Consider the following 24,231-nt stretch of genomic DNA (forward strand, 5'->3'; position numbering starts at 1 on the left):
TTTCTGTTGTACGAAAACTCAGAAATCGCTTGCATGTTAAGGTAACAGGTCATCGCTTTACAGAAGCTGAAGCTGCTTATGTAGAGGATACATTGCTCTTTAATGATGCAATTGTAGATGTAACCTTCTACACTCGTAGCAGTCAAATCGCCATTAAACATAATGGTGATTCTGATGCTGTGCGTGATGCAGTACTTGGTCTACGCGATTTAGATTTGTCCGAAGCACCAGCTTTGAACGAATACTCTCCACGCTTGGTAAATAAAAAATACCGTGAAATGATGATTAACCGCACAGCAGTTTACTTAGGTAAAAAAGCAGTGTTACCTGCACCAATTGCGGCTGCATGGGCATGGTTTGATGGGATTAAATTTATCGGTAAAGCGATTAAAACATTGTGGCAACGTAAGTTAACTGTAGAAGTACTTGATGGTGTAGCTATTGGTGCTGCATTACTTCAAAAAGATTATCCTACAGCTGGAGCCGTTATGTACCTATTGGGTATTGGTGATATCTTAGAAGAATGGACTCACCGTAAATCCGTATTGAATCTTGCTCAAAGCATGTCCTTGAACGTAGATAAAGTATGGGTATTGGTGGATGATATTGAGGTAAGCAAACCTGTTAACGAGGTTGTAGCTGGTGATCAAATTATCATTCGTCAAGGTGAAGTAATTCCATTGGATGGCACTGTAATCGATGGTGTTGTTCTTGTAAATGAAAGCTCCATGACTGGTGAACCAGAAGCAGTTCGTCGTGATAAAGATACTTCTGTTTATGCTGGTACTGTTGTTGAAGATGGTAAAGCTATTGTAGAAGTACGTAGCACATCTAAATCTTCTCGTTACGAAAAAATCGTCAACCTTATTGAAGAGTCTGAACAAATGAAATCTGGTATGGAACAACAAGCATATCGCATGGCAGATAAATTAGTTCCAATTAGCTTCATTGGCGCTGGTTTAACATACTTGTTGACTCGCAATGTGATGAAAGCATTGTCTTTCGTAATGGTTGACTTCTCTTGTGCATTAAAATTATCTATTCCTTTAGCAGTACTTTCCGCTATGCAAGAAGCATCTAAACGCGGTATCACTGTTAAAGGTGGTAAGTTCCTAGAACAAATTGCACAAGCAGATATGATTGTATTTGATAAAACAGGCACTCTTACTAAAGCTGAACCTGAGTTTGAACAAATTATTCCATTTAACGGTCATGATGCAGATGAAATGTTGAAATTAGCTGCATGTATTGAGGAGCATTTCCCTCATTCCATGGCAAAAGCAATTGTACGTGCTGCTAAGGATCATGCATTACCTCACAAGGAAATGCACTCTGACGTAGAATACGTTGTGGCTCATGGTATTGCATCTAAGGTTGGTCGCTATCGTGTACGCATTGGTAGTGCTCATTATATCTTTGATGATGAAAAAACAAAGATTCCTGCTGATGAACAAGAAAAATTCAATAATTTACCAAATACATCTTCACATATTTACCTCGCTATTGGTGGTACATTAGCAGCGGTTATTTGCATTAAAGACCCTGTACGTGAAGAGGCAAAACAAGTTATAGCTGATTTGCATGCATTAGGCATTAAAAAGGTTGTCATGATGACTGGTGACTCCAAACGTAATGCACAACGTGTAGCTGACGAACTTGGTATTGATGAAGTGCATGCAGAAGTATTGCCAGAAGATAAAGCAAGTTATGTAAAACAAGCTAAAGCTGATGGCTATACTGTTATGATGGTAGGGGACGGTATCAATGACTCCCCGGCAATTTCTGAAGCTCATGTTGGTATCGCTATGAATGAAGGCGCTCCAATCGCTCAAAAGATTGCTAATGTTACTATTTCTTCTGATAATCTACAAGCTCTTGTAGATTTGCGCCGCATTTCTATTGCATTGATGAAACGTATCAAAGCAAATTACAATGGTATCGTTGGTTTCAATGGTGCTCTTGTTGGTGGCGGTGTACTTGGCTTTATGCCACCAAGTCAAACTGCTTGGTTGCATAACCTATTCACATTGGGTATCGGCTTAGAAAGCATGACCCCATTGTTGAAAAAAGATGAACCAAAGGAAACTGTTCCTACAATTGATGTAACAGCTGATTCTGTAGTAGCTTAATCAAAGAACCTCCATATAGGTATTGATTTACCTGTATGGAGGTTTTTCTTTTTTGATGACATTTATCTATGATTATTGTAAAATACAAGGAGATTACATATTGTAGGAGATTTATATGAACATTTTGATAGATATTTGTAAACGCTCCTTCTATTTGAATCTATTTATTGTGGTAATCCCCATTATTGCATATATGATTCATAATGGATCGAGTGCGACCGTAGCACTAGTATGGTATTTATTGTTATCCTTATGTATGCCTTGGGCCTATTTATCATTTAAAAGCAGTACCTTTGATGATGGTAAATCTATAAGTCGCATTGCTTATGTAGTGAGTTGGGTTGTCGTTCATGGTATCAGCTATAAAGGTATTTTTTTAGGTGTTGATTTATCCATGTTGTGGGGATGGCCAACAGTTGGTCGAGATGTAGCATTCTTAGTAGCTATGTATATTGGTGTTACTATTAGCTTGATTTTGGCATATGGTCTTACTCGTTTAGTAGGAGGCCGTAATGAATAAGAATTTCTGGTTATTTACCGTTGTCTGTGCATTATTTGTAAGTGCTGTAACGACAGTTCTTTCTTTAAGTGGAGCGCTAGCGTTACCAATTTTAGTATTCCCTGTGTTGTCCCTCGTAATACCGCTTATGGTACGAAGACTTAAGAATGCTAAATTTAATGACGATCTACCATTGAGTATGGGATATCATATGTATAGTTGGGCTTGGTGGATGGTATTTTCGTTTCTTCATACACCATTTAGCTTTAATGTAGATAATGGATTAGCAAAAGCATTACTTTTATTTGTGGTGTATTTTATCGTTCAAGTTCTCATTGAGTTATGTGGTTTATTAGCTACGAAGTTTTTCAATCGTACTTATCGATGGGGTATGATTGATGAAGCATTAGATATAATTGCCTATACTATACCGATTCCGTTCTTGTATATTGGCTCAATCCTATATATAGATTTACAAGATCCGATGGTATATTTTATGTATGCATCATCCATGAATGTAAATATATTATTTGCTGAACTTGTATTATTATTAGTTTCTTTATTGGTCTTTGTATTCTATTTGTATCCAAGAGATTTAGCATATAAGGGTGTACGTTTGTTGCGTATCATTATTACTGCAGGCATATGGCTTGCTATGAACGCTCATATCTTGTATGGTGGTTATATTCCAGAGTTTGTTTTATCTTTAGTTCCCACCGTTTTTCCAACGTATCAAGGTAATCCACTAGTGTTTGTTACCCCAACTTTGTTAGAAGCTGGTATGACAGGTGTAGCCGTGATTATAGGTGCATTGGTAGAGCGTGGTATTATTTCACGACGCCGTGAACGTATTTAATTTCTAGTTTCGACTTATATCCGTAAGGAATGAGAGCGAAGGAGGATCTATGAACAACATTGAACGTCCATTGGATGATAACTCAACTGTATCAATCCACGACAATGAAAAACTGAAGCAAGTTGAACGTAAAGAGGCCCAAAAAGAGAAGAAAAGTGGCATTACGATTCGAGAATTGACAATTATTGGTCTACTAGCAGGTATCACTATTGCATTAGGGCTTTCTGGTTATGGTATTATTCCATTAGGGCCGCTAAATGTAACAACTTTACATGTACCAACTCTAATTGGTGCTATTGTAGAAGGACCAAAAGTGGGGGCCTTTGTAGGCTTTATCTTTGGTTGCTATAGTTTGTGGCAAAATATTACAGCTCCTAATATTTTATCCCCACTATTTATTAATCCAATTATTTCCGTATTACCGCGTATACTTTTCCCAGTATTAGCATATTTGGTATATCTATTATTGTGGAAAGCACCGCAAGGTCCACGTATTATTGTTTCTGCTTTTATGGGGACCGTATTCCATACGATCATGGTTATGGGATTAATCTTCTTACTCTATGCAGATATGTTTGCTCTTAAAATGAATCTTAGTCCAGATCAAGTATTAGGCTCTATTGTATTCTTGTCTGTTACACATGGTATTCCAGAAGCAGTTTTTGCTGCTGTAATTGTAACACCGGTAGCAATGGCATTACGTAAAGTCTTGCGTAAGGATGCTCCTAAGAAAACTAAAGGTGAAGCTATGCGAGACGCAAAAGTTACAGACCATCAATTAGGAGAAACTGAAGTGGTAGAAACCAAATAAGCTGAAGTTGTAGACGAAAATATAACGAAATAGTATTTTACAGGCTTTTTATAAATATGATAAAATAAATATCATTCGATAAGTATTGAGGAGGATAATCATGGCTAAACGTATTCGTACTATCAACACTGAATCCTTACAAAAAACTGCTAAAACTGGCGGTTGTGGGGAATGTCAAACATCTTGCCAATCCGCTTGTAAAACAAGTTGCACAGTTGGTAACCAAGTTTGCAAACAAAAATAATGAAGAGGCTCGCTTAGCGGGCCTTTTTATTTATGTTTTAAAGACATACATTGTATAGTATATCTTTATGACTCTTTTTATAACGTTTAGTGTGGAAATGTGGTACAATTATCTAGAAAGTTCTATATACTAGAGCTTTTACCATACAAATCAATTGGAGGTACCATGTTAGAATTAAAACCAATGATCCATAAGTTTCGGATGAAGGATAACTATTACTGCTTAGACGTAAATAGCGGTATTATCCATGTTATCGACGAACTCATCGATAGAGTTCTTGACATATATGATGGCACTAATCGCGATGCTGTACATGCTGCGTTAGATGCTAAAGAAGATGCAGTGGAACTAGATGAGATTATGGACGAGTTAGATGAGCTCATCAAAGCGGAGCAACTATTTGCACCGATGAGTAAAGAGTTTAAACTTGTAGTAGGTGAGAAACCTATTGTTAAGGCATTATGCTTAAATATTGCTCACGATTGTAATTTAGCATGCAAATATTGCTTTGCTAGTCAAGGGGATTACGGCGGTGTTAAACGAGAATTGATGAGCTTTGATGTAGCAAAACGAGCTGTGGACTTTCTTATTAAAATGAGTGGACCTCGCCAACATTGCGAAATTGACTTTTTCGGTGGTGAGCCATTGTTGAACTGGGATGTTGTTAAGCAAACGGTTGAATACATTGAATCCATTCAAGAAAAGCACAATAAGATATTTAAGCTTACATTGACTACGAATGGTATGCTTTTAACACAAGATAAAATCGACTATGTAAACAAACACAAGATGAGTTTAGTATTGTCTTTGGATGGTCGTGAATCCGTACATAATGCAATGCGTCCAGTAGCAGGTAGTGGTGCAGAGTCTTATAAATATATTGCTAAAAACCTTATCAACGCAGTAAAACAACGTCACGGTCTTGAATATTATGTACGTGGTACATATACTCATAAAAACTTAGACTTTACTAAAGACGTTATGGCAATGTCTGATCTTGGCTTTGAGCATTTGTCCATGGAGCCTGTTGTCGGTGAAGAAGGGGACTATGTGCTTCGTGAAGAAGATTGGCCAGCTCTAGAGAAAGAATATGAAAAATTAGCAGATATTTATTTACAACGCCAGTTAGAAGGCTGGGGTGAGAAGTTTAACTTCTTCCACTTCCGCATGGATTTATATCGTGGGCCATGTATGGCGAAACGCCTTCGTGGTTGTGGGGCAGGCCATGAATATATGGCAGTCGTACCTAATGGCGATATTTACCCATGTCACCAATTTGTAGGTAAAGATGGATACGTGCTTGGTAATGTGTATGATGGTTTACAAAATACAGAAATTCCTAAAGATTTCCGCAATACACATGTATTCTCCAAACCAACTTGTGCTGAATGTTGGGCGAAATTCTTCTGTTCCGGTGGTTGTCATGCTAACAACATTACATTGGGTGGCGATCTAGAAACACCTTATGAATTTGGTTGTCGTTTACAGAAGAAACGCATCGAATGTGCTATTATGATTCAAGCCGAATTAGAACAAGCTGGTATTGATGGAAGTATTCCTGTTGCATTAGGTTAATTACACTTGATTCTCCGAGTATAGTAGGAGTTTATATGAAACAAAATAGTAATCAAACTACAGAACGCTGGGGAATTCGCTATACCGGTATAGTTCAAGGGGTCGGATTCCGGCCCCTTGTTTCTATGTTGGCCCATTCCCTAGGATTAACAGGTTTTGTATATAATGATAGTCAAGGTGTGTATGTTGAAATTCAAGGTTTTCTAGGTGAATTGCAGTTATTCTTAGATGCTGTTCAAGAGGAGCAACCTCGTTTATGTCGCATTACTAGTCAAACTGTACAGCATCTTACACTTAATATGCATGAAAGTGATTTTGTTGTACAGCCATCTCCATTAGGTGAATCCGTGAGTACCTTTATTAGTGCCGATACAGCGCCTTGTAATGATTGCCTTAAAGAGTTACAACAAGATAAACGTAGAAAGGAATATCCTTTCATCAATTGTACAAATTGCGGACCAAGGTATACGATTATCAAATCTTTGCCCTATGATCGGGAACGGACGACGATGAACGAGTTTCCCATGTGTGAAGAATGTAAGGCTGAATATGAAGATATAGAAGGGCGCCGCTATAGAGCAGAGCCAAACGCATGCTCTCGCTGCGGCCCTCAATATACATTGTATAAGCCAGATCGCAAGGCTGTGGATACAGTGAATATATGGAATACTACGCGGGAATTGATTAATGAAGGTAGTATTATCGCAATAAAAGGTGTAGGCGGGTATCATCTGGTTTGCGATGCTAGAAATGACGCTGCTGTACAACGCTTACGTAAGCGGAAGAATAGGCCGCATAAACCATTAGCAATAATGGTGGGAACTCTAGATATGGCGATTGAGTTAGTACATATTAATGATGTAGAACTAGATATATTGACGGGGATGGAACGTCCTATTGTGTTATTAGAAAAAAATCATAATAGTTCTGTTCATTTGAGCTCTTATGTGGCTCCTGATAATCGCATGTTAGGGGTTATGTTGCCTTATTCACCAATGCATGAGGTGTTATTACCTTTTGATGCGGCATGGATAATGACCAGTGGCAATCGAAGTGGTGATTCCGTATTATATAACGATGACCAAGCGTTTAATGAACTAGGTGAGGTAGCAGATTATTTCCTCGTTCATAATCGTGAAATCTATGCGCCCCTTGATGATTCAGTGGTAGTGGTCATCAATAATAAACCTCGATTTATTCGTCGCAGTCGTGGTTATGTGCCTGAACCTATTCATTGTGATGGTTTAGATAATTCGTCGATATTAGCAATGGGTAGTGATTTGAAAAATGCTTTTGCTATGAATAAAGGTAGTGAAATTCTTGTAGGTCCACATATTGGTGATTTAGAAAATATATCAACTCATGAAACACTAGAATGGACTATTAAACGTTACAAGAGTTTATTTTCTGTACAACCAGATAAAATTATCATAGATAGTCACCCCCAGTTTTTCTCTTCTCGGTTGGGTGAAAGAATAGGCGAAAGTTTCCATCTTTCTGTTGTACCTGTTCAGCATCATCATGCTCATATAGCGTCTGTTATGGCGGAACATAATTTAAGAGGGCTTGTACTAGGAATTGCTATGGATGGTACTGGCTATGGACCAGATGGGACTATATGGGGGGGAGAATTTCTCCTTTGTAAAGGCAATCAATATCAGAGATTGGCACATATTCATGCGGCTCCATTGCCTGGCGGAGAAAAGGCTGTTACTGAACCTTGGCGACAAGCCTTATGGTATATTCGTAATTATTATGGTGATGATATCCCTTTTGTATATCAAGAATGGATGAAGGAACTTCCAAAGGGATGGGAAATTTTAGATAAAGCATTACAATCTAGAATGCCCATGATTCAAGCTACAAGCTGTGGGCGATTATTTGATACTGTAGGTGCTTTATTAGGTCTTGGTATGGTCCATAGTTATGATGCACAAATTGCCATTGCTTTAGAAACTCTATGTGGTGATGAAAAAGGATCATTACTTGCTTACAATTATGATGGACATATTCTTGACTTTACACCTACAGTTCAATCTATTATGGATGGTGTTGTTCGTGGTGAATGTCGAGCTCATTTAGCTGCTTCATTTCATAAAACAATGGCAATAGCACTATGTGAAACGGCTGCAGACTTGATGGAGCGATATAATATTAGTAATGCGGCCATGTCTGGTGGTGTATTTCAAAATCGTAAATTATTAGAATTCATATATAGGACGTGGCATATAGGTAATTTATATATGAATGAAGCTGTTCCTTCTAATGATGGTGGACTTGCTTTAGGACAATTGTGGTTAGGAAGTCAATTATAAATTGTCACGTAGATCTTATTCTTAGACAAATTTATTTAGTAATGTTTTGAATATTGTTTAATCTATATGAGTTGTATAGCCAGTTTAAGCTCTAGTTGTTTGTGGCCGCGATCACTAAATAATGAGTGTAACTGTGATACAATAATATTAATTTTATTCATATATTTTGGAGATGTTTTATTAAAGTAAATGTATATAAAACTTGTTATAAATGATATAGATAAGGAGATATTATGTGCTTAGCTGTACCAGCTCAATTGATTGCTGTGAATGATGCTATTGGTACCGTTGAATTGACAGGTGCTACCCGTGACTGCAGTTTGCTCCTCGTACCAGATGCAAAGGTCGGGGATTGGTTGTTAGTTCATGCAGGTTTTGCTGTACAAATTGTTGATGAAGAAGAGGCTCAAAAAACATTAGAGGCCTTTAAGGAGTTAGAAGAACTTGAAGAAGCTTACTTTGCAGGAAAAGCAGCACACAGCTGATACTTTGTTAAGGCGCATCAATGCGCTTCATAAGCCAGGTGAAACTGTGCGGCTTATGGAGGTCTGTGGCACGCATACAGTATCGATTTTCCGAGAAGGTCTTCGTCAATTATTGCCAAGTGGCATAGAACTTGTTAGTGGACCAGGATGTCCAGTATGTGTAACTGATCAAACCTATATGGATAAGGCTTTAGCCTATGCAGAACGTGAGGATGTTATTATTGCTACTTTTGGGGATATGTTGAAGGTCCCTGGGAGTTATAGTAGCCTCAGCGAAGCTCAAACAAAGGGCGCTCACATCCATGTTATCTATACGCCTTTAGAGGTGATAGAACTAAGTAAAAAATACCCAGAAAAGAAAATAGTATTTTTAGCTATTGGTTTTGAGACGACTATAGCCGTAATTTGTGCTACTGTAAAAGCCGTTCATGCTGCGGGATTAAAGAACGTATTCTTTCTTGTATCTCATAAGTTAGTACCACCAGCATTGCGTGCATTACTAGATAAACAAGAAGGCCATATCGATGGATTTATTCTACCTGGTCATGTTAGCGTTATTATTGGGGAAGAACCATACCGATTTTTGCCCAAAGAATACGGTACCCCATCTTGTATCGCTGGCTTTGATGGCTTAGAAATATTGTCTGCCATAGCTAATATTTTAGAGCAACGTAAGTCTGGTAATATTGTGGTGGGCAATACGTATCATTCTGTAGTTATGCAGAAGGGAAACCCTGTAGCCCAAGCTATGATCGAGGAAGTGTATGAAGTATGCGATGATGTATGGCGTGGTATTGGTGTTATTCCTAACTCTGGTTTAGCATTAAAGGGTGAGTATGCAGCTTACGATGTAGAACTTCTCCTACCTATTAACTTAGATAAACCATCTCTTGATCCTAAAGGCTGTCAATGTGGACGTGTTTTGCAAGGCCTTATTAAACCTAGTGAATGTCCGTTATTTGGTAAAAGCTGTACCTCGAATCATCCAGTAGGTGCTTGTATGGTATCTGTAGAGGGTAGCTGTGCTGCATGGTATAAATATGGTTATTCTAGTGGTGGATCGACGTGGGAGGATTAATATGGAACGAGTTCGCTTAGTACATGGTAATGGTGGACGATTTAGTCATGAGTTGACGGACCGTTTTATTTTGAAATATTTTACAAATGATTTGTTGGCGCCCCTACACGATGGTGCCCAGTTTCCCGTTACAGCCGGGCGCATGGCCTTCTCTACGGATTCCTATGTGGTACAACCTTCATTCTTTCCTGGTGGTAATATTGGTAAGTTGGCTGTTTGTGGAACTGTGAATGATTTAGCCATGAATGGTGCGATACCTCAATATTTAAGTTGTGGTCTTATTTTAGAAGAAGGCTTGGCCTTTAAAGAACTAGATGAAATACTTCGCACTATGTCAGAAATGGCAAAAGCTGCAAATGTTCAAATTGTTACAGGTGATACAAAGGTCGTTAAAAAGGGTGAAGTAGATAAAATCTACATTAATACTGCTGGTATTGGCATGATTCCAGCTGGAATAGATATTGGTCCACATCGCGTGAAAGCAGGGATGGATATCATTTTGTCAGGTGCTATTGGAGATCACTCCATTGCCGTTATGGGGCAGCGATTTGGTTTAGATTTATCTGACTCCTTAACAACTGACTGTGCACCACTAAATAAGATGGTTCATGCGGTATTAGATAAAGTAGGAACTCAAGTTGCTTTGTTGAGAGATCCAACTCGTGGTGGCCTAGGTACTGTTCTAAAAGAAATAGCTGACCAAAGCCAAGTGGGGATTAAGGTTGAAGAAACAGCCATACCAATTCATGAAGAGGTACAGTCTGTTTGTGACATATTAGGGTACGACCCTTTATATTTAGCTAATGAAGGTAAAGTAGTAATGGTAGTCGATCCATCTGTTACGGATGAAACTCTTAAGATTCTTCATAGTTTTGAAGAGGGAAAAGAAGCTGTACTAATTGGTAAAACCTTAGATAAAAATATCGGTAAGGTTGGATTACAAACAACTATTGGTGGTGTTCGTTTGATTGATTTATTAGGTGAAGATCAAGTTCCACGAATTTGTTAAATTTATAATTAATAATAGTAATTTAACTATATCATTTTGTTAATTTTTATATTTTAATTTTTGAGCTTTCTAGATGTAACTTATATTAGATATTGACAGTATTTATCGTTGATGGTAGCATTAAATTAAGTTGCGTAAAATTCATTAAGAATTCATCGTAAATTTATATTATGTTAGTATCTTTATGTGTAAGTTCTTATACTTTCACTAGAATCTATGTATAGAATTTGTTAAAATATAAGTATCTATAGGAGGCTTATTATGAAAAAGAAGATTATTACAGCTGTTCTAGGGATTTGTTTAACTACAACTGCATTTGGTGGTATCTTGACAACTCAAGCTGGTGGACTTAGTAGCATTCTTGGTGGTGCAGCTAAAATTGGTGGTATCGGCATTGTTGTTAATAAATTTGGTCCACAAATTGACTCTTTCCTAAATAAATTATTGAAACAAAATAACTTGAGTACTGAATATACAACTAAAGTAGTTCCTATTATCAGTATTGGTACAAAAGGTTATATCGGTGCGGCTCAAGTTACTGGGCCTGCTTCTAGCATTGAAGAGGTTAAAGCTGTTGCTCAAGTAGAAGGTAGCTTTAATGGTATGGTTCGTGTAAAAGGATTAGTTCCTGTTAATAGCACAAACCCAGTTGGTGCATCTCGTGTTCAAGGCGTAGGTGTATCTGCGATTATTGATTTGAAAATTTAATGGCCACTGAGCATATAAATTGATAGACTCAGGGAATAAGCACGGTCTTAGGCCCGTGCTTATTCTGTTGTATAACAGTTATACATTAGATACATTGTGGAGGAATTTATGAAGAAACAAGTACTTACACTTTTAATGGCATCCCTAATTTCAGGCACTGCATTTGCCGCACCTGGTACAGTAACTGAAAAAACAAATGTTTTAGAAACTACTGTATATGGAGCCGTACAAGATGGTGCTGTTGTGGACCGCATTAATCAACTTGATGAAACCGTGTATGGTACTGGTTTCAATGGTAATTCCGCAACATTGAGTAAACGTGTTGACTCCCTCTACAATTCTGTAGAAGGCAGTGGTACTAATATTTCTTTGCGCGAAGAAATGGATGCATTGGAATATACATATCAAAATAGCATTAACGCAGGATCTCTTGTAGACCGTGTAGAAAAGATGGAACGTAGCGTTAATGGTCGCATTGGTAGCGGTTCCTTACAAAAACGTATTATCTCTTTGAAGACAAAGGTATATGGTAGCAATGTGGCTCTTACTAACCAAGTAGGTACATTGTCTGGTAATCAAGTGTTCAAAGTGACTCTAAATGAAGCGGTTTCTTCTAAAACTAGTCATGAAGGTGACACTGTATCCTTTACAGTTGCAGAAAATGTAATGGATGGCAATGTTTTATTAGTACCTGCGGGCACTGTAGGTTCCGGAACAATTACTTCTTTGAAAAAGGCTCGTTCCTTTGGTCGTAATGGTGCGTTAGATATTACGTTTGATACAATCCCAGCTATTGATGGTACAGAATTTACTGCTGTACAAGGTAAAGAGGCTAAGGATAAAACTCGTAGTGAAGTTAAAGCAGCAGGTGCATCTGTGGCGGGCGCAGTTCTACTCGGTCCTGTTGGACTTGTAGGAGGCGCTTTCATCAAAGGTAAAAATATTGAGTATCCAGCTGGTGCTACTGTATATGTACAACCTCAAGATTCCGTAACAATTCAAGGTCTTGTTATTGGTGGCGATGGTTTAGCTCATAGTGATAATGAATTAGCTGATGCTGTAACTGTACCTAATACAACCGGTGAGTCTGAAGAATATGTAGAAAATAATGGTGTTGATGAAAATGCAACTGTAGCTGATGATACTACAGCGGTTGAGGAGCCAGAAGAACCTGTAGAAAATGTTTCTCAACCTATCGTTGTTGTAAAGCGTAATCAATAATTAACAAATTCTTAAAGTAATAGGAGTTCTAGTAACCATGAGGAAACGTAAAGTACAATGGCTGGCAGCGGCATGTGTTGTTTGTTTAGCACAACCTGTATTTGCCGCTACTGAGTCAACTATTGTATATCAAGATACATTGGATAGCGTAGGTCAATCCTATGCAGGAGAAATTTCTAAAGCATCTACACCTGAATATAGTAATATCCGTGTTGTACGTCGTGGTGAAAAAGCGAAATCTGCTACTCCTGCTGAACAGCTGCCTACACGTATCGATGCTAATAAAATGTCTTATACTGGCTCTACAGGTGATGTATATGCTCAAGGCGATGTTGTGGTGTCTCAAGGTAATCAAACTTTGATGGCTCCCCGTATTGAAGGTAATACTAAAACTACAGAGTATCGTACTGTTGGAGGCTATCGCTATTTGGAAGATGGCGGTAAAACAAAAGATATTACAGGTCAAAATATGACGTATCGCACTAGCGATCGTCACTTTGAGGCGGACCAAGCCATGGGATGGAGCGACCCCTATTATGTAAAGGGCAATAATGCCACTTTTGATGGACAAATAGGCCATATGGAAAAGGGCATGGTAACTACAAAACATGCAATGGCATTTGTTCATACTCCAGATTATCGTGTGGAAGGTCAAGATATTAAGGTATATCCTGGTGATAGAGTCGTTATTAAAAAACCATCCTTCTATATTAAAAACTTTAAAATATTATCCTTGCCATCTTATACGACTTCATTGCGTCATGACAAAGAAGGCAAATTTAGTATTTTTTCCTTAATACCAAAGCCTACGTATAATAACGATGATGGTATTGGCTTACATGGTAGTACAGAATATCCTATCGGTAAAAACGGTGAAGCTTATATTGACTATCGTTGGTATTCTAAATCTGGTTTTAAACCACAGGTGGGATATCGTCATTATTTACCTTGGGGGACTGCTTCTGTTGGTTATAGCAAGGAGTCTAATGAATATAATGATGAAACAGTATGGGTAGAAAAAATAGGTGAAGCTCGTTTGGATACTCATACATATCATGTCGGGAATTCTCCAATTACTGTACGTGGTGGTGTTAATGCTGGTTATTGGAAAGAGGGCTCTGTAAAAGGTTCTCATAAAGAATACTATGCAGAAGTTTCTCATGATCCGATTAAGCTTGGCAAAAATGCTGATTTACGCTTCTTAGGTGGTTACCAACGTGACTACTATGGTTATGATGGTAGTATCCGTAGCATGCCTTATTGGGGTGCTAGATTCCAATCTAAAGTTGGTAATCGTGCTAATGTATGGGTTAGCTATAATCAACGAAATATTACCTACAATAATTCACCTTATCGTTTTGATACGACAGAGCTTCCAAAAGAGCTTATTTATGGTGGTACGTATAAATTGACTCGCCTTGATGATATTTCTGTAAGTGTTAAGAACAACATGATGAGTGGGGATATTGATTCTGTTTACTACACATGGCATCGTGATTTACATTCCTTCGATATGTACTTAACATATAAAGATGGACATAAAAATAAAAATGATCAATGGAAAATTAAATTTGTAGGTAAAGACTTTTAGTTAGGAGAATACTATGCAACGCATTAGAAAAGCTGTAATTCCAGCAGCTGGTTTTGGTACACGTTTCTTACCAGCTACCAAGGCACAACCCAAAGAAATGCTTCCTATTGTCGATACACCTGCTATCCAATATATTGTGAAAGAAGCGTTAGATTCTGGTATTGAAGAAATTCTAATTATTACAGGGCGTAATAAACGTGCTATTGAGGACCATTTTGATAGTAGTGTTGAATTAGAATTGTTATTACAAAGTCAAGGCAAAAATAAACCATTGGCTATGATTAAGGATTTGGCGGACATTAAAGTCCATTTTATTCGTCAAAAAGCACCTCGTGGACTTGGTGATGCTGTATTGTGTGCAAAAGCATTTATTGGTGATGAGCCATTTGCAGTATTACTTGGTGATGATATTGTTTACAATCCAGAATATCCATGCTTAAAACAGTTGATTGATTGCTATAATGAGCATCCTGGTATTATTTTAGGTGCTCAATTTGTACCGGAAGATAAAGTTAGCTCTTATGGTATCGTATCTGGCGAAGCATTGGCTGATAATTTATATCGCGTTGATAACTTGGTGGAAAAACCTAAGAAAGAAGATGCTCCATCTCGACTCGCTGTATTAGGTCGTTATATTTTGACACCAGATATTTTCAATATCTTAGAAGCTACTAAGCCTGGTGTAGGTAATGAAGTCCAATTAACTGATGCATTGGCAGCCTCTAAAACTGATACGTATGCATTAGCATATGAAGGTATTCGCTACGATACAGGGGATAAATTGGGCTATTTAAAAGCTACTGTTGAGTATGCATTGCGCAACGAAGAATTGGGTGAAAGCTTTAAAGCTTACTTAAAAGAATTAGATTTAAAATAGATAATCTATGAGACTTCCACGTGAGGGGCCTATGATATATGTCATAGGCTCTTTTTGGTTATAGTTTCAAACTCATTTGTTATTTGTTAACATATGGATAATGCCTTTTGTTGACGAATGAAATAATGTTGATTATAATCAAGATATTGAATAAATAAAGGAATGTGATTATATGAAAACATTATTTAAAGCATTATGTAATAATGATTTGAACCTACCAGGACACAGCGTTATTAAACATATGCATTATGATTCCTCAGGTAGTGATAGAAGGGTATGTGAAATCGTATCGAAGGTGGCTAAAACTACCACAATTGGTATTATGGATCGCTCAGGCTTTTTGATGGTTGATTTACGACCGGTGCCGAAACAATTCAGCATTCGCGCTACAATACATCAAGAGGAAAGCAGTGGTGCTATATCGTTCTCTAAGGAAGATATAGTACGATTTGTAAACGATATTAATGATACGAATCCAATCCATCGTGAGAATCCTTATGTTGTTCCTGGCTGCATGATTTTAGAAACGATGTGGGATTTTTGGAATATTAGTAAATCTGCTCTGCAAATGGCGATTTATTTTCATGCACCGGTTATTGCAGATGACAAGGTAACTTTGGTGGAATATCCTGAAGATGCTCATGTAGAAGGTTACATTGGTGATACATTGGCATTTTCGGCTACATTTTTTGGTGAAAATGAAGATTCATCATCTTTGAAACAAAGATGTATTAGTTAGAGGTAATTATGGAAACAAGACGTTTAACAAAAATGGCTTTATTAACAGCCTTATTATGTATTTCAGCATATATTTCTTTTCCCTTACCATTTAGCCCCGCTATGGTAACGGCTTTGACTTTGGTAGCTACATTGACCGGCTTATTGTTACAGCCTAAAGATGCACTTATCGTATTTATCATTTATATTTTGCTTGGTGCAGTAGGTTTGCCAGTATTCGTTGGGGGAACGGCTGGTCTTGGCAAATTGTTGGGACCAACAGGGGGCTTTATTTTTTCTTGGCCAGTTGCATATACATTACTAAGTATATTTAAAGGTTCTAAAAAAAGCTTTTTCTCTTATGCCTGGCGATCTCTTGTGATTACCATTCCTGTAGTGTATCTCTTTGGTGTAGCAGGATTTATGATTGTAACAAAAACAGAGCTTTGGGCGGCCTTGCCTGTAGTCATGTTCCCATTTATTCCAGGGGATATCGTAAAATGTCTGGTTGCTTCTTGGTTAGCAACTAAAATTAAAATTTAGAATACAATAAAAGTGGCATTCCTCGGGATGCCTCTTTTTTCTTTTAATAGAAGGAGTTTATATGTCAGTATATATTCATTGTGGACTTCGAAGTCCCATCGGCGCTTTAAATGGACAATATAAACATATGAGACCAGAGATGCTAGGGGTTAAAGTAATTGATGCATTAATCAATCGCCATAGTATTTCACAGGTAGATGGACTATTTTGTGGTAATGCAGTTGGAACCGGTGGCAACATAGGACGGCTTATGGGGCTAATGTGTAACTTACCAAATTCTGTGCCTGCTATCACCGTAGATATGCAATGTGCCTCGGCATTAATGAGTATTGAGATGGCGTATACACATATTGCGTCAGGTGTTATGGATGCTGTCATTGCGGGTGGTATTGAAAGTTCTTCGTTACAGCCAGAGCGGGTGTATGCATTAGGGGATGATCGAAAAGGAACCTATAAGGTAGCTCAGTTTACTCCTCAAGATCAATCGCCTTTAGCTATGCTTGAAGGGGCCGAGCGGACTATTTATAAACACAATGTAACAAAGGAAGATTTATATCCGCATATTATTGGCAGTCATCAAAGAGCATCAGCAGCGTTAAATAACTCATATTTACAGTCATATATTATGCCTATTACTATAGATGGTAAAAGATGTATAGATGAATGTATTCGACCTACGATGAACGAGAAACTCTTGTCTAGGATGAAGCCTTTGTTGGGAGCTGACTCTATTACAAATGCAGGCAATGCATGTTTAACTCATGATGGAGCGGCCTTTGTATATTTATCTAATAAAAAAGGGCCTTTTAAAATTCATAGCGTTAAACCTTGGGCAGGAAATCCCCAGTTTAGTCCAGAGGGCGCCCTTGAAAGTACAGAAGGCATTTTAAAACGTACAGGTTTAACTATGGATGATATTGATGTGGTGGAATGGAATGAAGCTTTTGCCATTATTGATGTTCTTTTTGATAAGGCTTATCCTAATTATACTGGGAAATATAACATGTTTGGTGGAGCTTTAGCTTATGGGCATCCCTATGGTTGCTCTGGTGCCATATTAGTGCTTCACTGTATGGCTGCTTTAGAATCTTGTGGTGGTCGCTATGGTTTATGTGCTATTGCTGGTGCAGGGGGCACAGGTACGGCTTTAATTATGGAACGCATGTAATATGACAATTATTGAACGCTTACAACAGCATAAAGATTTAGAGCCTCATAAAATGGCTTTAATCGTAGATGACATACAATATACATATGGTGAACTATATGATGCTATTCTATCGGTCGGTATTAATAATACAAATCGCATTGTAAATCTTACTCAGTCTAAAAAGACATTAAATACTAAGATTCTTTTAATTCAGGAACTGTCGTTTGTTGAACAACTTACACAGTGGCTTGGGGCATTACATAAAGGTAATATTCCTATGGTATGTCACAATGAGATGGATACGGCTTATGTAGATGAGCTAGCTCGTGTTATAGCCTATGAAGGGGTACCGCCATTAGCTGATTTTGGGGTACTTACATCGGGGACTACGGGACAACCAAAACCTTTGTGGAGACGAGAAATGTCTTGGCGCGATTTTTTTGATATTCAAAATGATATTTTTCATATAAACAAAGATACTAAAATCTTTTTACAGGGAAGCTTTAGTTTCACAGGCGTTAGTAATATGGTCATTGCCGCTTTATGGGCTGGAGGGACCGTGGTTACAACAAGTTCATTGCGTCCTAGTAGATGGATACAGCTTATAGAGGAATACAATGTAGACCATATATATGCATTACCAACGAAACTACGATTATTGGTGCGGCACTGTAAAAATAAATTATCATCCATTAAATACATTATTGCAGGATCTCAAGTTCTGGATCGACAATTAATGGAACAGTTACAACATATATGCCCTGATATGGAGTTTATCTTGTACTATGGTGCATCAGAGCTTAACTATATAACGTATTGCACCGGTAAAGAATGGTTAGCGCGAGAAGGTACGGTAGGGAGACCATTTCCAACCGTGAAAATTGCAGAGAATGATAATGTCATTTATGTGACAACGAATTATCGTATTGAAGGAATTCCCAATACGTATACTGTAAATGATTGTGGATATATTGATAGTGACGGGTATCTTATGTTTAATGGGAGAGCAGGCGACGTAATCAATAAAGGGGGATATAAAATTTCTATCCCAGAGATGGAATTGTATTTACAATCCATACAAGGGGTTTCCGAGGTTGCTATTATTGATATTACTGATGAGATACGAGGGGAAGACTACGTAGTTTATATGGTGCTAGATGGTGAGGCTAGATTGAGTGAAATTATAGAACTTATTCATAATAAAAGACCTTCTGTAGAGTGGCCAAAAGATATAATAGAAGTTCCTATGTTACCCCTTACGGAATGCTCAAAAGTTGATAAACGAAAGTTAAAAGAGTGGTATAATAAAGGGTAAACATTTTTTGTACTACAAGGAGGCATCATGCAGATTAATAAGGCGGCGCTAGAGATTTTCGACTTTACATCCTCGTTAGCTGTATATTCTGAACATGAATTAAAGGTTGGGGATCAAGCTATACAAGATTATATTGCAAATCATGCAGTTAAGGCTTTCAAAGATCCAGGGGCTAGAACCGGAACCTTACATGATGCGAGTCCTGTAGGCAAACAATTAGTAGACTATAAAAATGGAGCCCTTAAGTTTATTGATTTATCTAAGAATTTAGGTGAAAGCTTGTTTACATACATGAAACAAGCTACGGATTCCGTTGTTATTGATACAATTATATGTGAGGCTGTTACGGACACGTCTTATATTTGTATTCTTCTGTGCCAAGCTCATGATGCTTTTACCCATCAACTATTCAGTGAAGATGATGGTACATTGGCTACAGAACTCGTTTCTCATAAGGCAGTACTGCCGATGCCGTCTCAAAAATTACGGGCCTTTGCATCTATTAATCTCAATGATTTTAGTGTTCGTGTTTTTGAACCTAAAGGTGAATTTGATGGTGAGGTATCTTATATCTTAGCAGATAAGGTCTTGCAATTAGGGACTAATCAATCCTCGCGAGATACGGTGAGAAAGGTAAAAGCTATCGTAGATAAGGTGGCTCAAGCGCACGAGTCTGATGGCGTCATTGAACTGACAACCGCAAAATCTATGATTGCTAAAAATGCTGAAGTATCAGATACCGTTGATCCTGTTCGTATTGTAGAAGAGGTATTTAAAACGAATCCTATTCAACAAGAGGCGGCAAAGAAGCAATTGGCTGATGCGGATATGTTGCGTCCGTTGCCAGTAAATCGTGAGTTCGCCACAAAAATTGGTGAACATCATAAGATTAAAACAGATACAGGTATTGAGATTTCATTTCCTGTGGAATATATGAAGAATCGTGAGTTTATTGAGATAAAAACTAATGATGATGGCACCTTGCGCATTGAATTAAAAAATATTAATAAAATTGTAAATAAATAGTAATGGAAAATTATATTTATCTATAGAAATATATTATGTAATGATTAAATTTATTTGTTATGCTAGTATATGGAGGTTATGATGAGTAAAGAGAAACATAAAAAAACAAACGCATTACGTATTTTAGATACTCATAAGATACCTTATAGTATTAGCGAATATGAGTGGTCTGAAGAGCGTGCCGCTGGCCTTCATGTAGTAGAAGCATTAAGACTCGATGAGAAAGAAGTCTTTAAAACATTAGTTGGTAAAGGTGACAAAACTGGATATGTAGTATTCTGTATTCCTGTAGCTGAAGAGTTAGATATGAAACAGGCAGCACGTGTTAGTCATAATAAGTCTGTAGAGCTTGTTCATGTTAAGGAGTTGTTAGGTATTACAGGTTATTTGCGCGGTGGATGTTCTCCAGTAGGCATGAAAAAAGCATTTCCTACCTATTTTGATGCTACTATGGAACCCCAAAAGTTTGTATATGTAAGTGCAGGTTTACGCGGTATGCAAATGAAGGTAAATCCAAAGAATTTGGCATCTGTTATAAATGCTGAATTTGTTGAACTGACAATGGACCATTAAGGGGGACGTATGGCAAAAAAGTTTTATGCTGTTCGTCAGGGCCGTGTACCAGGAGTTTATACTACATGGTCTGACTGTGAGAAACAAGTAAAGGGCTATGGTGGTGCTATCTACAAATCATTTTCCACAGAAGTAGAAGCACGTGCTTTTGTAGAGAATTCAGGTTTGTCTTTAAGTGATTTTATGAGCGCTAAAAAGAGTGAACTTAAATTGCCACAAGAAGTGAAGTTTAAATCTATAAATTCTAGGCCTATAGGTTCTAGTTCTAGTATTCAAAGTAAAGTATCAGCAAGTGTTGTGAAACCAGATTTTACTATTCCAAACTATATGGTTGCGTATATCGATGGTAGTTATAATAAAGAGACTAATACTGTTGGTGCAGGTGGGGTTATCTTTTTGAATGGCAATAGGGAGACTTTTTCTTTTTCCTCTATTGATGAACGATATACATTGTTTTGGAATGTCGCTGGTGAGCTGTTGGCTGCTATGCATGTTATGAGATATGCTGTTGATAATAGGATTTCTGAATGCTCACTTTACTATGATTATATGGGCATAGAAATGTGGGCTACTAAGGGCTGGAAACGTAATAATGAGCTAACCCAAGAGTACTCAGCATTTTATGATTCTATAAAAAATCGTGTGCGAGTATACTTTCACAAGGTGGCTGCTCATACAGGCGATACATATAATGAAATGGCTGATGCACTAGCAAAAAAAGGTGCAGGTATTTAAAGATATTAGAAGGGAGGGCGCTATGAATATATGTGTTACTGGTGGGGCCGGATTTATTGGGTCCCATTTAGTTGATAGATTAATTGAATTAGGGCACGATGTACTCGTTATAGATAATTTATCTACAGGTATGCGCTCCTTTGTACATGAAGATGCTCGATTTATTGAGATGGATGTACGAGATCCAAAATTACTATCTGTATTTGAAGAGTTTAAGCCGTCTATCGTATTTCATGAAGCGGCGCAAACAATGGTTCAATCCTCCATGGAGAACCCAAGTTATGACTGTGATGTAAATCTAATAGGGCTTATTAATGTTCTCGATGCTTGTTGTAAAGTGAAAGTTGAACAATTTTTAATGCCTTCATCAGCTGCTGTATATGGTGACTTGGCAGTATTGCCATTGACTGAAGACTTGAGTGGTATGCCTTCGTCTTTTTACGGCTTGACAAAGCTTACTGCAGAAGGCTATTTGCGTATTTATCATGAAGCTTTTGGATTAAATACAGTATGCTTTAGATATGCTAATGTATATGGACCACGTCAAGGTGATGGCGGTGAAGGTGGCGTTATCAGTATTTTTAACCGCTTGATTGTCGAAGGGCAACCATTAACTGTATTTGGTGATGGTGAGCAAACTAGAGATTTCATTTATGTAGATGATGTGGTAGATGCTAATATTAAGGCTATGGAGAATGGTCAATGCACAGGTATTTATAATGTATCTACCAATATGGGAACATCTGTGAATGAGTTGATTACGCGATTCCGGGCTATTAGTGGGACAGATTTTATGGTTTATTATGAAAATGAGCGTATAGGGGATATTAAACATTCGCGCTTAAGTAATGTGAAAGCTGAACGTGATTTTGGTTTTATTGCCACTACAACATTAGAAGCTGGTTTACAAAAGACATTGGAATATTTTAAAGCTCATCATAAGTAAGAAAAATAAGGTTTGGGGATATGAGTGATACGCAATTTTGGGTGACCGTAGGTATTTGGAATCTTATCGTATTTAGTCTGTATGGATATGATAAATTATGTGCCATTAATGGATATGATCGAATTTCAGAGTTTACATTATTATTTTTAGCGTTTGCCTTTGGGGGTGTTGGTGCTTTATTAGGCATGGTCCTATGGCGTCATAAGACATTAAAAATTAAATTTAAATTAGCCATTCCTTTTGCATTACTTTGGTCTGTATATGCAGTTGGATTCGGTTATGGTTTGTGGGTAAAATGATTGTATAAACTAATATTTTATTCATTCTTTTATGGTATAATGAAAGAATATTGTACATAAAATGTCAGTGAAGGAGATATTTGATGTTGCGATTACAATCAGGTTTTGAGTTAGATTATGCTAATATATATAATGAAAGTTGCATACAAGAACGCGATGTGAATAATTTTGAACGGGCTATACAAAATGTATGGCGTCATACAAATATTTTACGTTCTACAGGCTTCGAAGAAGGTCATGTTTCTAAAGATGGTTTACCTGAACCTGTGTTGTTTTATCAACTTCCATATATTTCAGAAGATGGTATCAATACACCAGATATGTTAGAGCGGCTTTACGAATTACGTGACTATGCACGCCATAATATTGATACAGTTGTATCCGTAGGTATTGGGGGCTCCTATTTGGGGAGCAAAGTTATTTTTGATGTGCAGTGTGGAGCATTTTGGAATAACTACAGTGCAGAGGAACGCGACGGCTATCCTAGGATGTACTTTGCAGGCTTTAATGTGGATGGTGATTACTTAGTAGGGCTAATTCGTACGTTAGAGTGTCAAGCTCAGAAAAAAGGTCCTGATTATAAGGTGATGCTCGTTATTAATTCTAAGTCTGGATCTACCATTGAACCAATGGCTAACTTCATGATTTTGGAGAAGGCTTTACAAGATCGTAATATTAACTACGAAGTGATAGCTGTTACAGATGTATCTGATGATGAACATCCTACAATTTTACGATCTATGGCGATAGAAAATAATTGGAAGACCTATAGCATTCCTTATGGTGTAGGTGGTCGTTTCTCTGTATTTACAGAAGTTGGTTTTGTAACAGCCGCTCTTGTAGGATTTGATATTGAAGGATTCTTAGCTGGTGCTGCATCTATGGATGCAGCATGTCAAGAAGAAGACATTTTTAAAAATCCAGGCCTTTTAAGTGCATTATTGAAATATATTGCATCTGAACGATATGGTCGTATTATAGAGGTGTTTATGCCTTATAGTGAAGCACTCCACTCATTATCTGATTGGTATGTGCAGCTCTTATCCGAGTCTCTTGGAAAAATGAGTAATACTTGTCTACCATATGGCCGTACGCCAGTTGCTGCAGTAGGTACTATGGATATGCATGCTCAAGTTCAAGAGCATCAAGAGGGGCGCCTAAATAAGGTAGTTCAATTTATTAAGGTTAAGGATTGGAAACATAATCTCATTGTTCCAGATTCTTATAGTCAATATGAACGTTTACACTCTCTATCTGATGTAGGCATTTGTGATATTTTAAACATTGCTTTAGATGCTAATAGAGAAGCCTTGTCTAGTGACAATCGTTTTAACATGACTATAACTGTACCAACATTAAACGCATTCCATTTAGGAGAAATTATGTTTATGCATTGTTGGGCCGTTTATTTTGAGTCCATTTTTGCGGGTGTTGATGCTTTTGATCAACCAGGGGTAGAGGTTTATAAGCGTCTCATCGGGCCCAAATTGGCTCGAGCAAAGGAAGTACATAATTCATGAGGGGGAACT

General features: G+C 37.6%; 24 protein-coding genes. All 24 read left to right on the forward strand.

Annotated features, from left to right (window positions below; translation table 11 throughout):
* The coding region (locus RYO55_RS01510; protein WP_314983861.1) for a heavy metal translocating P-type ATPase at positions 1-2,129 on the forward strand (2,129 nt) is incomplete at its 5' end.
* Positions 2,130-2,244: 115 nt separating this feature from the next.
* A complete protein-coding gene (locus RYO55_RS01515; protein ID WP_314983862.1) occupies positions 2,245-2,649 on the forward strand; it encodes a hypothetical protein in 405 nt (134 codons plus the stop codon).
* Complete coding sequence (locus RYO55_RS01520) at positions 2,642-3,484, forward strand: hypothetical protein (protein WP_314983863.1); 843 nt, start codon at positions 2,642-2,644, stop codon at positions 3,482-3,484. Before RYO55_RS01515 ends, RYO55_RS01520 begins: the two co-directional genes overlap by 8 nt.
* Before the next feature lie 49 nt (positions 3,485-3,533).
* Positions 3,534-4,295, forward strand: a complete 762-nt coding sequence (locus RYO55_RS01525) for an ECF transporter S component (protein WP_295815594.1) — start codon at positions 3,534-3,536, stop codon at positions 4,293-4,295.
* 100 nt (positions 4,296-4,395) lie between these two features.
* The gene (gene scfA, locus RYO55_RS01530) at positions 4,396-4,539 is read left to right on the forward strand and encodes a six-cysteine ranthipeptide SCIFF (RefSeq protein ID WP_004693318.1); all 144 of its coding nucleotides are present in this window, start codon (positions 4,396-4,398) and stop codon (positions 4,537-4,539) included.
* 165 nt (positions 4,540-4,704) lie between these two features.
* Positions 4,705-6,114: a thioether cross-link-forming SCIFF peptide maturase gene (gene scfB, locus RYO55_RS01535; protein WP_004693319.1), complete on the forward strand. Its 1,410-nt coding sequence runs from the start codon at positions 4,705-4,707 to the stop codon at positions 6,112-6,114.
* A 35-nt stretch (positions 6,115-6,149) separates the two neighbouring features.
* Entirely contained in the window at positions 6,150-8,429 is a 2,280-nt protein-coding gene (hypF, locus tag RYO55_RS01540) for a carbamoyltransferase HypF (protein ID WP_314983866.1), read from the forward strand.
* Between the two features lie 233 nt (positions 8,430-8,662).
* Positions 8,663-8,914 (forward strand): HypC/HybG/HupF family hydrogenase formation chaperone, encoded by a 252-nt coding sequence (locus RYO55_RS01545; protein WP_004693324.1) that lies wholly within the window; start codon positions 8,663-8,665, stop codon positions 8,912-8,914.
* The gene (gene hypD / locus RYO55_RS01550; RefSeq protein ID WP_314983868.1) at positions 8,874-9,992 is read left to right on the forward strand and encodes a hydrogenase formation protein HypD; all 1,119 of its coding nucleotides are present in this window, start codon (positions 8,874-8,876) and stop codon (positions 9,990-9,992) included. Before RYO55_RS01545 ends, hypD begins: the two co-directional genes overlap by 41 nt.
* A gap of 1 nt (position 9,993) precedes the next feature.
* Entirely contained in the window at positions 9,994-11,001 is a 1,008-nt protein-coding gene (gene hypE / locus RYO55_RS01555) for a hydrogenase expression/formation protein HypE (protein ID WP_314983870.1), read from the forward strand.
* Between the two features lie 261 nt (positions 11,002-11,262).
* Positions 11,263-11,709: a hypothetical protein gene (locus RYO55_RS01560; RefSeq protein ID WP_004697051.1), complete on the forward strand. Its 447-nt coding sequence runs from the start codon at positions 11,263-11,265 to the stop codon at positions 11,707-11,709.
* A gap of 108 nt (positions 11,710-11,817) precedes the next feature.
* Complete coding sequence (locus RYO55_RS01565) at positions 11,818-12,930, forward strand: hypothetical protein (RefSeq protein WP_295815589.1); 1,113 nt, start codon at positions 11,818-11,820, stop codon at positions 12,928-12,930.
* A 37-nt stretch (positions 12,931-12,967) separates the two neighbouring features.
* Positions 12,968-14,521 carry an organic solvent tolerance protein OstA gene (locus tag RYO55_RS01570; protein WP_302498411.1) on the forward strand — a complete coding sequence of 518 codons (1,554 nt, stop codon included), beginning with the start codon at positions 12,968-12,970 and terminating at the stop codon, positions 14,519-14,521.
* Positions 14,522-14,534: 13 nt separating this feature from the next.
* Positions 14,535-15,398, forward strand: a complete 864-nt coding sequence (gene galU / locus RYO55_RS01575) for a UTP--glucose-1-phosphate uridylyltransferase GalU (protein ID WP_314983875.1) — start codon at positions 14,535-14,537, stop codon at positions 15,396-15,398.
* A gap of 172 nt (positions 15,399-15,570) precedes the next feature.
* Positions 15,571-16,137, forward strand: a complete 567-nt coding sequence (locus tag RYO55_RS01580) for a hypothetical protein (RefSeq protein WP_302498409.1) — start codon at positions 15,571-15,573, stop codon at positions 16,135-16,137.
* An 8-nt stretch (positions 16,138-16,145) separates the two neighbouring features.
* Entirely contained in the window at positions 16,146-16,658 is a 513-nt protein-coding gene (locus tag RYO55_RS01585; RefSeq protein ID WP_295815585.1) for a biotin transporter BioY, read from the forward strand.
* Between the two features lie 61 nt (positions 16,659-16,719).
* A complete protein-coding gene (locus RYO55_RS01590) occupies positions 16,720-17,826 on the forward strand; it encodes an acetyl-CoA C-acyltransferase (protein WP_314983878.1) in 1,107 nt (368 codons plus the stop codon).
* A 1-nt stretch (position 17,827) separates the two neighbouring features.
* Entirely contained in the window at positions 17,828-19,123 is a 1,296-nt protein-coding gene (locus RYO55_RS01595; RefSeq protein WP_314983879.1) for an AMP-binding protein, read from the forward strand.
* 27 nt (positions 19,124-19,150) lie between these two features.
* Positions 19,151-20,149 (forward strand): nucleoid-associated protein, encoded by a 999-nt coding sequence (locus RYO55_RS01600; RefSeq protein ID WP_314983880.1) that lies wholly within the window; start codon positions 19,151-19,153, stop codon positions 20,147-20,149.
* An 81-nt stretch (positions 20,150-20,230) separates the two neighbouring features.
* Positions 20,231-20,722, forward strand: a complete 492-nt coding sequence (ybaK, locus tag RYO55_RS01605) for a Cys-tRNA(Pro) deacylase (RefSeq protein ID WP_314983882.1) — start codon at positions 20,231-20,233, stop codon at positions 20,720-20,722.
* A gap of 9 nt (positions 20,723-20,731) precedes the next feature.
* Positions 20,732-21,457, forward strand: coding sequence for a ribonuclease H family protein (locus tag RYO55_RS01610; RefSeq protein WP_314983884.1), 726 nt, complete (start codon positions 20,732-20,734; stop codon positions 21,455-21,457).
* A gap of 22 nt (positions 21,458-21,479) precedes the next feature.
* On the forward strand, positions 21,480-22,403 hold the full coding sequence (locus RYO55_RS01615) for an NAD-dependent epimerase/dehydratase family protein (protein WP_314983885.1): 924 nt from the start codon (positions 21,480-21,482) through the stop codon (positions 22,401-22,403).
* A 20-nt stretch (positions 22,404-22,423) separates the two neighbouring features.
* Complete coding sequence (locus RYO55_RS01620) at positions 22,424-22,702, forward strand: DUF1294 domain-containing protein (RefSeq protein ID WP_008600612.1); 279 nt, start codon at positions 22,424-22,426, stop codon at positions 22,700-22,702.
* Positions 22,703-22,785: 83 nt separating this feature from the next.
* Positions 22,786-24,222, forward strand: coding sequence for a glucose-6-phosphate isomerase (locus RYO55_RS01625; protein WP_308521316.1), 1,437 nt, complete (start codon positions 22,786-22,788; stop codon positions 24,220-24,222).
* Positions 24,223-24,231 lie beyond the last annotated feature (9 nt).

The organism is uncultured Veillonella sp., from assembly GCF_963551295.1.
Lineage (GTDB): Bacteria > Bacillota > Negativicutes > Veillonellales > Veillonellaceae > Veillonella.